The 13,014-nt window shown below is 36.2% G+C and carries 8 protein-coding genes; 7 read left to right on the top strand and 1 reads right to left on the bottom strand.

Annotated elements, in window-relative coordinates; all coding sequences use genetic code 11:
- The first annotated feature begins 187 nt into the window (after positions 1-187).
- Both IGL28_RS10115 and IGL28_RS10110 read left to right on the top strand, forming a co-directional pair.
- Positions 188-2,833, top strand: coding sequence for a hypothetical protein (locus tag IGL28_RS10115; RefSeq protein ID WP_081128116.1), 2,646 nt, complete (start codon positions 188-190; stop codon positions 2,831-2,833).
- Positions 2,834-3,288: 455 nt separating this feature from the next.
- Positions 3,289-5,601 carry a glycosyl hydrolase family 18 protein gene (locus tag IGL28_RS10110; RefSeq protein WP_081128114.1) on the top strand — a complete coding sequence of 771 codons (2,313 nt, stop codon included), beginning with the start codon at positions 3,289-3,291 and terminating at the stop codon, positions 5,599-5,601.
- 266 nt (positions 5,602-5,867) lie between these two features.
- On the opposite strand, the gene rnhC is transcribed toward IGL28_RS10110, so the two are convergent.
- On the bottom strand, positions 5,868-6,782 hold the full coding sequence (gene rnhC, locus IGL28_RS10105) for a ribonuclease HIII (RefSeq protein ID WP_081128112.1): 915 nt from the start codon (positions 6,780-6,782) through the stop codon (positions 5,868-5,870).
- 221 nt (positions 6,783-7,003) lie between these two features.
- Here rnhC and zapA point away from each other — a divergent pair, with 221 nt between their 5' ends.
- The 5 genes from zapA (at position 7,004) to uvrC (ending at position 12,875) form a co-directional block, all read left to right on the top strand.
- Positions 7,004-7,441: a cell division protein ZapA gene (zapA, locus tag IGL28_RS10100; protein ID WP_010718651.1), complete on the top strand. Its 438-nt coding sequence runs from the start codon at positions 7,004-7,006 to the stop codon at positions 7,439-7,441.
- Between the two features lie 21 nt (positions 7,442-7,462).
- Complete coding sequence (locus IGL28_RS10095; protein WP_010718650.1) at positions 7,463-8,011, top strand: CvpA family protein; 549 nt, start codon at positions 7,463-7,465, stop codon at positions 8,009-8,011.
- A 129-nt stretch (positions 8,012-8,140) separates the two neighbouring features.
- Positions 8,141-10,501, top strand: coding sequence for an endonuclease MutS2 (locus tag IGL28_RS10090; protein ID WP_081128110.1), 2,361 nt, complete (start codon positions 8,141-8,143; stop codon positions 10,499-10,501).
- A gap of 85 nt (positions 10,502-10,586) precedes the next feature.
- On the top strand, positions 10,587-10,901 hold the full coding sequence (trxA, locus tag IGL28_RS10085; protein WP_010718648.1) for a thioredoxin: 315 nt from the start codon (positions 10,587-10,589) through the stop codon (positions 10,899-10,901).
- Between the two features lie 195 nt (positions 10,902-11,096).
- The gene (gene uvrC, locus IGL28_RS10080) at positions 11,097-12,875 is read left to right on the top strand and encodes an excinuclease ABC subunit UvrC (RefSeq protein WP_010738020.1); all 1,779 of its coding nucleotides are present in this window, start codon (positions 11,097-11,099) and stop codon (positions 12,873-12,875) included.
- Positions 12,876-13,014: the final 139 nt, after the last annotated feature.

Genomic DNA, 13,014 nt, shown 5'->3' with positions numbered 1-13,014 from the left:
TTCAAAGAACGAACACTTGCACGCCGTTTTTTTGTGTTAATGTTGCCGATGGGATTCATTTGTTAGTTGAAGCGGCTTTTCTATTAGGGGATTTCAATAAATTTTTTTTTTTGAAAAAAAAGGAACGTTTCTCCCTATTTTCCACTTTATACTTAAGCTCAATGAATAAACGAGAAGGGAAAGAGAAATGAAAAGAACTTTGTTCTATTTAGATAGGGATAGTTATGTTTGCTATTTATTAGAGAAAATCAAAGAGATAGATGAAAAACGAAGTATCGAACACCATTTATTAGTGGAAGGGGCAAATCGAAAGTCTATAGATACAGTCAGTCAAATCAAGAAGATGGATTTCTTACCAATATTTAAGGATAAAACCCAGCAAGAGATAGTTAACGAAGCCACTCAATACTGTCAATCGCTGCTAAATGTTTTTAATAGTGCGATAGGAAAAAAAGCTATTACAAATTATCTTGTGCTACATGACCTGAGTCCAGAATTGACTAAAGAAATTGTTGAAGGACTAGTTTTTAAGGGAACTGTGAACAAACATGGATTTTTTAAAAAGATAGAAAAGAAAAAACAATTACATAAAAAGTTCAATGAAACATTGGTCAAATATGGCACAAATGAAGGGATAAAAGCAATTGAAAATCAACTCATTTTAAATGAACTTCCTCGATCTGAATACAACAAAATAAGTGCAACAATTGGAGAATTTTTGTTTCCTACATGGGAGAATTCCAGATACTCTAAACAAATTACTTTGACGGCCAAAAGATGTAATGTTTTTTTAGAGGATTTCGGTGAGACAGAAGGATTATTAGCTGTTCAATATTATTTATTGTTGCAAAATACAACAGCAGACAGAGCGAAGGATATACTTAATGAAGTTCAATTACCCAAGACAATCAATCAAAAAGAGTATAAAGATCTTCTCGTTACAACGCTCTATTATAATAATATAGGGGCAACAGAAGTAGAAAATCGGCTAGTTCTACAAGGAGTAGATCGTAAATTTTTCAATCGGATAGGAGAAATTTTAAACATCAATTTATTGCCTTCCTTGAAAGATGAACCTTTATCAAAGGAGGAGAAAATAACTAAAGCAGTCAAATATTGCCAAAGTTTTTTAAATTACTGGTATCCAAACAAAGTAAATGGAGTTAAATCAGTCAATAATTACCTTATGTTGGAAGATTTCCCTCCTGCAATCAATATCGAAGTCATAGAGCGAATAAAAGATTCTATGAATGATGAGGATCGAAAAAATTTCCATTTTTGTTTAACTAGATATAGAAACTATAGCCAATTTGTTCGAGAATCGGGAACAGAAATGGGCAGAAAAAAATTCGAGAATTATTTTATTTTAACTTATCCTAGTTTACAACAGCTTCATCAAATGAATGAATACATCGATCAATCAATATTCCCAATGATAGATATGACTAAAAGAGGGGCAATTAGCACATTAGTTGATCGGTGCAATTCTTTTTTAGAAGACTTAGGACCAAAAAGAGGCTTTGTAGCGATTCAAAAATACTTATTGTTACAAAATACAGCGCCCAAGTATGTTGATAAAATTTTTAGAGATCTAAGGTTTCCTAAAACTATCAATAAATTTTATTTACAGAAACAATTCGAGGAAGTGTACAAGTGCCAATCGATGTTGATAGGATCTGAGGGAACTGTTGGAAAGAAAAAATGTGAGGAATATCTTGTTTTACGAGGAATGAATCGAACGCAGATCGATCAATTGAGTAAGATACTAAATGTCACCTTGCTTCCTTCTTTGAAGATGAAGTCGTCTCAAAAACTCATTGATGAAGTAGTCAAACGTTGTGAACGTTTTGAGCCATTGGCAACACGGAATTATCTCGTGCTTCAAGAGCTGCCTCCAGATATTCTTGAGGAAATTTTTACAAAAATCCCTTCAAAAGTAAATGTTGTTCTTGACAATAGTTATTTGACTATCAAAGAAGAAGTAAGACTTGTTAAGGAGTGCCAAGCATCTTTTAATAAGTTAGGGCTCATTGAGTGGAAAAAATCAAGTGAAAATGCCCTTGCCTTAAGGGGGGCGAATCAAGAATTAGTCACATTGATCAATAACCATGTAAATGAAGAGTTATTCCCCAAAACTGGACGTTTATCTGGACAGTTGAATCGTTGTCACTCGTTTTTAAAGGATTTAGGTAATGAAAAAGGAATGAAGGCTATTGTTCATTTTCTATTATTTACAGAGAGACCACTAAAGGAAACACTTCATGTGATTGATGCGTTTGATTTTTCTTTGCCGGTTTCTTCAGATGCATTAAAGGTGAGCATCATTGAGAAGTATTGTGATCATATCGTACAAAAAAAGGATGATTGGCTCTGGCAAAGGAAAGAAATAGAAAATACATTGATTTCCATAGGTGCAAGTAGAAGAATCAGTAATCGATTAAGTGATCGTTATGAGATTCCATTATTTCCACCGATTTTTGATGGTAAACTCTCAGCAGATGAGATCAACAAAGGGAAAAGGGACATAAGGAAACGTTGTGATGAGTTAATCAAAGAGAACCGATCCAAGGGGGGACATATACATGCGCTGGTCAATTACTTTTTCTTACAAAAAATGCCAGTCAAAATTGCAAAAGAAACCATCAAAAAGCTAAAATTAGAGACCATCACTAAAGACGAGGTAAAAAGAGTCGTGTTAGCTAATTATTATACTTATCTTGGAGAAAAAAAACCACTAGCTGAATATTTAAAATCGGCTAAACGATACTTACGTACATTAAATTGTTTTAGAGAGCAGGAATCGCAGATTAAATATGATCGTCAATTTCGTTGAAAAAGTTTTCAGTTAAATGTTAATGATGAAACGAAAAGAATCAGGAAGATCCAACTCTAAGAGGATACATTCAAAAATGAACAAATCATACATAAAAAGATTCGCAGCATTTTGTCCAATTTATTTTGGTGGAATGCTTTTTTTGTTCTTTTATAAATATAAAAATAAAAAATAAAAGTTATTTTAAATAAAGTAGCAAAAACAGATGGAAAAGAGATAAGAGAATGGGGCGATTTATTAGTTATTTTAGATAACTATAAATATATAAATGTTAATATGCAATACAAAAATATCAAATCATTTGATGCTTTGATAAGATAATGTTAACCTTGTTTTGTAAGGGTTATCATTTTTTGTTTTTTAGGAGGTTGGTTTATTAAAAATAACTGATTTATTTTATGGATAATAAGTTTTATTAGGGGAGTTCGTATAGAAAAAGAGGGGAAGGGTTAAAAATGAAAAAGTTTAAAAAAATTAGTTTGGCAGCGATGTTATTTTCTTCTGTTATTTCTCTGACAATGCCATTATTCAGCCACAAAGAACATGTGCATGCTGAAGAAGCACAGGAAATTACAAAAAAAGCGTCTTATCGTAATGTGATGTATTATGGTGATTGGTCGATTTGGGGAGGAGAACAAGAATTTTATCCTAAAGATATTGCCGCAGACCAATTGACGCATTTAAATTATGCCTTTTTAGATTTTGATAGTAATGGTGAGTTGAAATTTACAGATAAAGAAGCCGCTGTAGGCGTGCCAGCAGGTGAAGCAGAAGTCGGATGGGGAAATGCTGCTTCTGGTTTGTTGAATGCGCTTCAAAATTTGCGTGGACAAAATAAAAACTTAAAAATTGGCGTGTCATTAGGTGGTTGGTCAAAATCGGGTGATTTTTCTGAAGTTGCAGCTAGTCCTGCAAAACGAAAAAAATTAGTGGAAAACATTACTAAATTCTTAAAATATACCAACATGGATTTCGTTGATATTGATTGGGAATATCCAGCAGATGTTCGTGAGCCTGATCGTGTCGACAACAAAAATGATGAAGGAACACCTAACGCAAAACCAGAGGATAAAGAAAATTATATTTTACTATTAAAAGATATTCGAGCGGCGATCGATAAACAAGGAGTGGAATTAGGTAAGACTTATGAACTTTCCGTAGCATTACCTGCATCCCAAGGAATGTTGGACAAGGGAATTGACATCAAACAACTATTTGAAGTAGTTGACTTTGCGAATATGATGACTTATGACATGAATGGTGCTTGGAGTGCAACAAGTGGTCATCATACTGCACTTTATGGTAATCCTAACGACCCGAACTATGCAAATGGGTTGTCCGTTGATCAGACCGTTCGCTTTTTGAAAGAACATGGGGCTCCTTCAGAAAAAATCGTTATCGGCGCAGCTTTCTATACTCGTGGGTGGAATGAAGTAGCTAAAGGGACAGACCCAAATACTCCTGGATTATTCCAACCTGCTGAAAAAAGCAATAAAGATGCAGACCAAACACCGACATATGGTGCGGACAATGAACATTCTCTGGCACTTGGGGATGGTGGCCGAGCAGGTGGAGTTTGGTCCTACCGAAACATTGATGAATTAAAAACTAAAATCCCGACTCTAAAAGAATATTGGGATGATACAGCCAAAGCACCATTTTTATACAGCGAAGTTTCAAAAGAGTTCTTTACCTATGACAATGTAAAATCAATTAATTACAAAACGCAATATGTGAAAGAGCATGAATTAGGTGGTGTAATCTCTTGGATGCAATCGCAAGATAAGCCAACAACGAGTACGAAAAGAGATGAACTGACCAAAGCAATCAAAAATGGGTTGTTTGGTACAGAAAAACTTCCAGAGCATAAAATTGTATCAAGTGATCTAAATGTCGAGGTAGGGATTTCTACTTATTCTGAAAACAGTTCAAAAGGGTATGAATTAGTCATCAAAAATAAAGAAACACTAAATGAAAATTCGGACGTTTTATCAGCTATTGAATCTTCTCACAAGACAATTAAATTACCACGATACACTTTAGCGTTGAATTCAAATGAAATTCTTAGTAGTGGTGATTACAAAGCAGGCGAGGTTTCAACCTCAAATGGAACGGTGACGATCGATTTAAGTGGTGTTTATGAAGGAAAAGAGCTTAAACCAGGGGAGACATATACGTTTAGATTAAAATCAAATGCAACTGATGTATCCGTTGATCATATTGCTTCTATAAATCTAGCACAAAGAATTACAAAAGCCGGTATAGATATCTCGCAACAAACGATTTATGGAGAGGATTCAACTAATCCAACACCAACGCCAACACCAGATCCAGAAGATAAAGAAGCACCATCTATTCCGACTGATCTGACAGCTTCAAATGTGACAGAGACAAGCGTGACGTTGAACTGGACCGCTTCGACGGATAATAAAGGAGTAGCAGGATATTATGTTTATCGTGACGGACAACAAGTTGGTCAAACAGCTACTACCAATTATATTGACAAAAATTTAATTGCTGGGTCAACATACACTTATACTGTAAAAGCGTTTGATCATTCTGGTAATGTTTCAGAACACAGTCAACCTTTGAGTGTAACAACACTAGATAGCACATCTTCATCAAAATATGAAGCATGGAGTGCTACAAATATTTACAAAGCTGGTGATAAGGTGTCTCATAAAGGGCAAAACTATCAAGCGAAATGGTGGACAAGCGGGGAAGAACCAGGTACTGAACAATGGGGACCTTGGGAGTTGATTGATTAAATTGCTGGTTATTAATGGGGAAAACATACTAAGTTTTAACGTTTGGGACTAAATAGTTGGCTCCCATCGCAGTGGAAAAAAGTTCTATTCTACTGTGATGGGAGTTTTTATGCTATCTAAGAGATCAGGCTATGCTCTTAAGGTCAAATGACCAATTGGATAGCCTGTTTTAAGAGGTCTTATGACCGTTGCTTCAACGCTTCATTCCCATAGAATGATTTCTGAAACAACGTTTATTATTTTTAGAATAAAGCGTTAAAGGGATATCATAAACTCATTTTTTTTGCTTTTTCAGTATTCGCAAAATGTAATTTTGCATAATTTGCTAACAAATCAAGGCCACCTTTTTCAATGATTTTTGCAGCTATTCGATCCGACTTTGTTCCAGCGCCAGAAGGTAACTCTAAACCGACCTCTGCTGATTCTTTGGCTAATTCTTCTAGAAAACTTGCTCGGCTGATGATCGATGCCGCAGCTACCGCTAAGTGGTATTGTTCTCCTTTAGTCACAAAATAGAGTTTTTCTTGCACTTGATTTTTTTCCAAACGGACATACTTTTTATAATTGCTTTCTGGTGTAAACTGATCGATCAAGATTGCCTCTGGTTTGACAGGAGCAATTTTTTTCAGCAGTAGATGGATCGCTTGATTATGCAAAGCAACTTTCATACGCACAGCATTGTATTTCGGTTGGATTTCGTTATATTTTTTAGGCTCGAGTACTAAAAGTTGATAAGGGATCGTCTTCTTCAAGATACTAGCCAATTGAATGATTTGAGGATCTTTTAATTCTTTTGAATCACGAACGCCTAGTTTTTTTAGTTGTGTTAGTTGCTCCTTGGCCACGTAAGCAGCACAAACTGTCAATGGACCGAAGTAACTCCCATTTCCCACTTCATCACTTCCTAATACAGATAAAGATTCGATGTTCTTAGGCAAAGATGCAGCTGTTTTTCCAGCTTTGGGTTTTGCTGAAGCTGCTTCGCCCCATTGACTTGCTTCTTTTTCGGCATTTGCACCTTGGAACATGACTTTTCCTGAGGTGTAGGCAGTGATGGTCGTGCCATTTTTTTTAGCAGCAAATACGGTATAAGGAATTTTTTTAGGTAAAAGATAAGAAAGATAAGTTTGTTTCATTTTTTCCATTTGGGCAGTCGTTACTTTGATGATAATATTACTCATTATGTACCTCCAGTTTAGTTAAATTAATAAATTTAGATGCTTGTTAGATGAAAGATCCCTCAATAGTTCCTTGTCGTTCAGTTGGGGACGAGACATAGCATTTTTTCAAAGTTTATCATATAATGATAAGGTAAATATAAGAAAATTTGTGTACAACTGTTAAATCATTAATTTCATGGTACACTAGATAATAATTTTATCAATAGGGGGAAATGATTCGGATGGCGCACGAAAAAACACGCTATAAAGCAGTGATTGCCGACCAAACTTACACGATTATTGGACGTGAAACAAAGCACCATATGGATATCGTGACAAATTTGATCAATGAACAACTAAAAGAATTGAAGGATTTGTCTCCGCAAATCGATAATGAACAAGCAGCGATCTTAATGGCTGTCAATGCGCTCTCGGATCAATTGAAGAAGCAAGAAAGAAATCTCGAACTTGAAAAAGAAGTAGCAGATTTAAAGAAAAAAATGATCAAATTTGTGGAAATGGAAAATCGAATCAAAAGAATTGAAGCGATTGAAAACGAAGCACGAGAAGTGTTGAAAGAAAACGGACAAGCAGATCGAGAAATCAAGAATCATGTGGAAGCCCAACAAATTTTAAATGAAAAAAGAAAAGGTCAAATCAAACAAAAATCTTCAAATTGATGAAAGAGAAAGGAACAAGACATGTTAAGTCTTTTGATTTTATTTATCTTGCTGCTTGCATTTTTTTCAGGTGCGAGACGAGGATTCTCTATGCAGGTCGTTTATACGATCGGTTATATCTTGTCTTTTATGGCAGCACAGCACTTTTATAAGGATCTAGCAAGTCGTCTGGAATTATATATTCCTTATCCTGCGGTAACATCTAATTCCCAAATGGTCTTTTTTGATCAGACATTTTCTTTCAGATTAGATGAAGCTTTTTATGCAGGAGTCGCCTTTTTGCTGATTTTATTTATTGGAGGATTGCTTACTCGTTTTATCGGGATTTTTGTTCATAGCTTGACCTATATTCCGATCCTAAAACAAGTCGATTGGCTTGCGGGAGGCATCTTATCTTTAATCGTTGCCTATGTCACGATATTTTTGCTCTTGAGTTTATTGACTTTTGTGCCAGTAGATATCGTTCAAAAACAATTTAGTGGAAATAGTCTTGCCCGCTTTATCGTAGAGCAGACACCATTTCTAACCAATAAAATCCATGATTTATGGATAACGAATGTGATAAACTAATCAAAAATTTTTTGTAAAAGTGTAACAGTAAGTAGTGAAAGAAAAAAACGAAGTTGTGACAGGACAGCAAAGACCAATGAGTCAATGCGAAATGTGACAACTTCTTTTAGTGAAAGTTAGGGTGATAACGTGAATAATCGAATCCTAGAAACATTAGAATTTGAAAAAGTGAAACAGCTTGTTCGTCAGTTTGTGGTAACCGCGCAAGGAACAGAAGAACTCGCAAAGTTAGTGCCGATCAACCAACAAGAGAAATTAACAGATTGGTTAGCAGAAACAGAAGATGGCTTAAAAGTTCAAAGGTTACGTGGGGGAATCCCTATTCCTAAGTTAGAGAACATCCGACCTCATATGAAACGAATTGAGATCGGTGCTGATTTGAATGGACTCGAATTAGCGCAAGTTGCACGTGTTTTATCGACTACAAGTGAATTAAAACGATTCTTTGCTGATTTAGCAGATAGCGAAATTGAATTTTTACGTCTTTATTTCTGGGCAGAACAATTGGTGACGATCCCCGAATTGAATCGACGTTTAAAAGAGTCGATCGATGAAGATGGGCGAGTAACAGATGATGCTTCCCCTGAATTAAAAATCATTCGTCAAAATATTCGTCGAAGTGAACAAACGGTAAGAGAACAACTAGATGGCATTGTTCGGGGGAAAAACGCCAAATACTTAAGTGATACGATCATTACCATGCGAAATGATCGCTATGTGATTCCTGTCAAGCAAGAATACCGAGGTGTCTTTGGTGGGGTAGTCCATGATCAAAGTGCTTCTGGGCAAACATTATTTGTTGAACCAAAGCAGATCGTTGAATTAAATAATCGCTTGAGACAGTATCAAATTGCAGAGCGTAATGAGATCCAACGTATTTTAAGTGAACTTTCTGCTGAACTGGTTCCTCATCGACATGAAATCATTCATAACGCATACGTGATCGGTAAACTAGATTTGATGAACGCCAAAGCACGTTTTGGGAAAGAACTGAAAGCCATCGTTCCTGCAATCAGTGTAGAAAATCATGTCATTTTAAAACAAGCAAGACATCCGTTGATTGATCAAGAAAAAGTGGTGGCTAATGATATCAGTATTGGGAAAGAGTACCAAGCGATCGTGATTACTGGTCCAAATACTGGAGGAAAGACGATCACTTTAAAAACTTTAGGATTGTTACAATTGATGGGGCAATCGGGTTTACCGATCCCTGTAGATGAAGAAAGTCAAATCGGTATTTTTGAGGAAGTATTTGCTGACATTGGTGATGAACAATCCATCGAGCAAAGTCTCTCAACATTTTCTTCCCATATGACAAACACCGTTGATATCTTGGCACATGTGAATGAAAAAAGTTTAGTCTTGTTTGATGAATTAGGCGCAGGAACAGATCCCCAAGAAGGGGCAGCTTTAGCGATTGCTATTTTAGACGATCTTGGAAAAAAATCGGCTTATGTGATGGCTACGACACACTATCCAGAACTAAAAGTTTATGGATACAATCGGGCGAATACAATCAATGCAAGTATGGAATTTGACGTTGATACACTTAGTCCAACGTATCGTCTGTTGATTGGTGTACCAGGGCGAAGTAACGCATTTGAAATCTCTAGCCGCTTAGGATTAGATCAATCAGTCATCAATGAAGCCAAACAATTAATGAATGACGAAAGCCAAGATTTAAATGAAATGATCGCTGATTTAGAAAATCGACGAAAAATGGCTGAAACGGAGTATTTAGAAATGCGCCACTACGTTGATGAAGCACAAGAGTTATATGAAAACTTAAAAGAGGCGTATCGTTATTTCTTTGAAGAACGAGAAAAAGAAATCGAAAAAGCCAAGAAAAAAGCCAATGAATTAGTTTCTGAAGCACAAGAAAATGCGGAAAAAATCATTGCAGATATTCGTAAAATGCAACAACAAGTAGGCCAAGGAAATGTAAAAGAGCACCAATTGATTGATGCGAAAACCAAATTGGCAAACTTACATCAAGAAGAACAACTGAAAAAAAATAAAGTGTTGAAAAAAGCCAAAGAACAAAAAACATTGAAACCAGGCGACGAAGTTTTAGTGACAACTTATGGTCAAAGAGGAACCTTGTTACGTAAAAACGGGGAGCAATGGCAAGTGGAAATCGGGATTTTAAAAATGAATGTTTCTGAAAGTGAATTAACGCCCGTTGCTCCAAAAAAGGAACCAAAACAGCGGGTCATTCATGCTGTACGTTCGGAGTCAGCTAGTCACGTGTCGAACCAACTAGATCTTCGTGGCAAACGCTATGAAGAAGCGTTGAGTGAGGTTGACCAATACCTTGATTCAGCGATCCTTGCTGGCTATCCCCAAGTAACGATCGTACATGGAAAAGGGACCGGAGCTTTGCGTCAAGGAATCACCGACTACCTGAAAAATCATCGAAGTGTCAAAAGTTTTGAATTTGCTCCTGCTAACCAAGGCGGTAATGGGGCGACGATCGTTAAATTTAAATAAAACTTACTAAATGTAAGCAGAAGGCTCGTCTCGAATCAAGAAAGGTGCTATAATGACTCTAGACTAAAAAATGGAGGTCTTTGATATGTCACAAGTAGTTACAGATACGACATTTAACGAAGAAACAGATAAAGGCTTAGTATTAATCGACTTTTGGGCAACTTGGTGTGGACCTTGTCGCATGCAAGCACCAATTTTAGATCAGCTGTCAGAAGAATACGATGAAGATGAATTCCGAATCGTAAAAATGGATGTAGATGAAAACCCACAAACACCTCAACAATTTGGGATTATGAGTATTCCAACATTATTGTTGAAAAAAGATGGGCAAGTCGTTGAAAAAGCGGTTGGTGTACACTCGAAAGAGCAATTACGTCAAATGATCGATCAATATTTATAAACATCTGGAATGTTACTGAGATATCAATCAATGGATTGATATCTCGGTTTTTTTGTCCTTAGCACAAATTTCAGTAAAACCTTTCTCTAGTTTATCTAAACCCTCAAACAAGTCTAGGAAACAAATGAGCCGATCACGATTCTTTTTGACAGACATGTTATAATTAATTCAATGAAATTTGAAAGGAAGTATTTCATGAACGAACGTATCAAAAATAAATTAGCCTTACTTCCTGATCAACCTGGCTGCTACTTGATGAAAGATAAAAATGGCACCATCATCTATGTTGGGAAAGCAAAGATTCTCAAAAATAGAGTCCGTTCCTACTTTACAGGTAGTCATAATACCAAAACCGAACGATTAGTTAGTGAGATCGAAGACTTTGAATATATCGTTACAGAATCCAATATCGAAGCTTTACTTTTAGAAATCAATTTGATCAAGAAAAATGATCCCAAATACAATATCATGTTGAAAGATGATAAAACGTATCCTTTTTTGAAAATCACAAACGAAAAGTACCCACGCTTAGTCATTACACGTAAAGTGTTAAAAGACAAAGCAGTTTATTTTGGACCATATCCAGATGTTGGCGCAGCAAACGAGACCAAAAAAATCCTTGATCGGTTGTTTCCGTTACGCAAGTGTAAACCTAGCCAGACGAAAGAGCCGTGTTTGTATTATCACTTAGGACAATGCCTTTGTCCTTATTATTTTGATGTTGATCCACAAGTTTACACGAAAATCGTTGATGAAGTTAAAAGCTTTTTAAATGGTGGCTATGAAAAAGTTGAATCAGAAATCCACCAAAAAATGGTTCAAGCTGCCGAAAAGATGGAATTTGAAAAAGCGGCAGAATACCGCGATCAGATACGAGCCATTGAAACGATTATGACACGTCAAAAAATGACCAATACAGATCTGGTGGATCGAGATGTTTTTGGTTATGCCATTGACAAAGGCTGGATGTGTGTCCAAGTATTCTTTGTCAGACAGGGGAAATTGATTGAACGGGATGTGTCGATGTTTCCTTTTTATAATGAAGCAGAAGAGGATTTTCTGACTTATATCGGGCAGTTTTATCAAGAAAATGAACATTTTATTCCTAAAGAAGTCTTGATTCCTGACACGATCGATCAACCGAGTGTGGAGGCATTGTTGTCCACAAAAGTTTTACAACCCAAACGTGGTGAAAAGAAAAAATTAGTAGAACTTGCGAATAAAAATGCTACGGTTGCATTGAATGAACGATTTGATTTGATTGCTAGAAAGCAAGAACGAACGATTGGGGCAGTGGAACGTTTAGGGAATGCCATGAATATTCCTACACCTGTTCGGATTGAATCCTTCGATAATTCGAATATCATGGGAACCAATCCAGTAGCGGCAATGGTGGTATTCATCGATGGAAAGCCAGCAAAAAAAGAATACCGCAAATATAAAATCAAAACGGTCACAGGACCAGATGATTATGCTTCGATGCGAGAAGTGATCTATCGAAGATATTCTCGTGTCATTCGAGAAGGTCTCCCTTTGCCTGATTTGATTTTGATCGATGGCGGGAAAGGGCAAGTAGATGTCGCCAAAGATGTTTTAGAAAATCAACTTGGGATCGACATACCAGTGGCTGGTATGGCTAAAAATGATAAGCATAAAACGAATGAACTCCTTTTTGGAAATGAACTTTCGGTGGTTCCATTGGAAAGAAATTCGCCCGAGTTCTTTTTACTTCAACGGGTCCAAGATGAGGTCCATCGGTTTGCGATCACATTCCATAGACAACTACGAAGTAAAAATAGTTTTGCTTCTAAGCTGGATGAAATTGAAGGATTAGGACCGAAAAGAAAAAAATTACTTCTAAAAGAATTTAAATCGTTGAAAAATGTTACGGCAGCGACGATGGAAGAACTCCAACAAATTGGGCTACCAAAAAATGTTGCTCAAAATGTTTTTGATAAATTGCATGAGAACTAGCATAGGACACTTTACAAACTACGTAAAGTGTCCTATGATTTTTTGTATAACAAATGATGTAGAATTCGTTTTAGTTCGACGAGGCGGGAAGCGCTATGATGACTATTGGAAATGATTATAGCCAACCTAGATTGAATAA

This window comes from Enterococcus sp. AZ077 (genome assembly GCF_051714965.1).
GTDB classification, from domain to species: domain Bacteria; phylum Bacillota; class Bacilli; order Lactobacillales; family Enterococcaceae; genus Enterococcus_B; species Enterococcus_B hirae.
The sequence above is the reverse complement of the archived record's forward strand: the minus strand, read 5'-3'. Positions and strand labels throughout refer to the sequence as shown.

Bases quoted from the DNA above. Each gene is read 5' to 3' on its own strand.
- uvrC (WP_010738020.1), top strand. From the start codon at position 11,097: ATGAACGAACGTATCAAAAATAAATTAGCCTTACTTCCTGATCAACCT.
- zapA (WP_010718651.1), top strand. From the start codon at position 7,004: ATGGCGCACGAAAAAACACGCTATAAAGCAGTGATTGCCGACCAAACT.
- rnhC (WP_081128112.1), bottom strand. From the start codon at position 6,782: ATGAGTAATATTATCATCAAAGTAACGACTGCCCAAATGGAAAAAATG.
- IGL28_RS10095 (WP_010718650.1), top strand. From the start codon at position 7,463: ATGTTAAGTCTTTTGATTTTATTTATCTTGCTGCTTGCATTTTTTTCA.
- IGL28_RS10110 (WP_081128114.1), top strand. From the start codon at position 3,289: ATGAAAAAGTTTAAAAAAATTAGTTTGGCAGCGATGTTATTTTCTTCT.
- trxA (WP_010718648.1), top strand. From the start codon at position 10,587: ATGTCACAAGTAGTTACAGATACGACATTTAACGAAGAAACAGATAAA.
- IGL28_RS10115 (WP_081128116.1), top strand. From the start codon at position 188: ATGAAAAGAACTTTGTTCTATTTAGATAGGGATAGTTATGTTTGCTAT.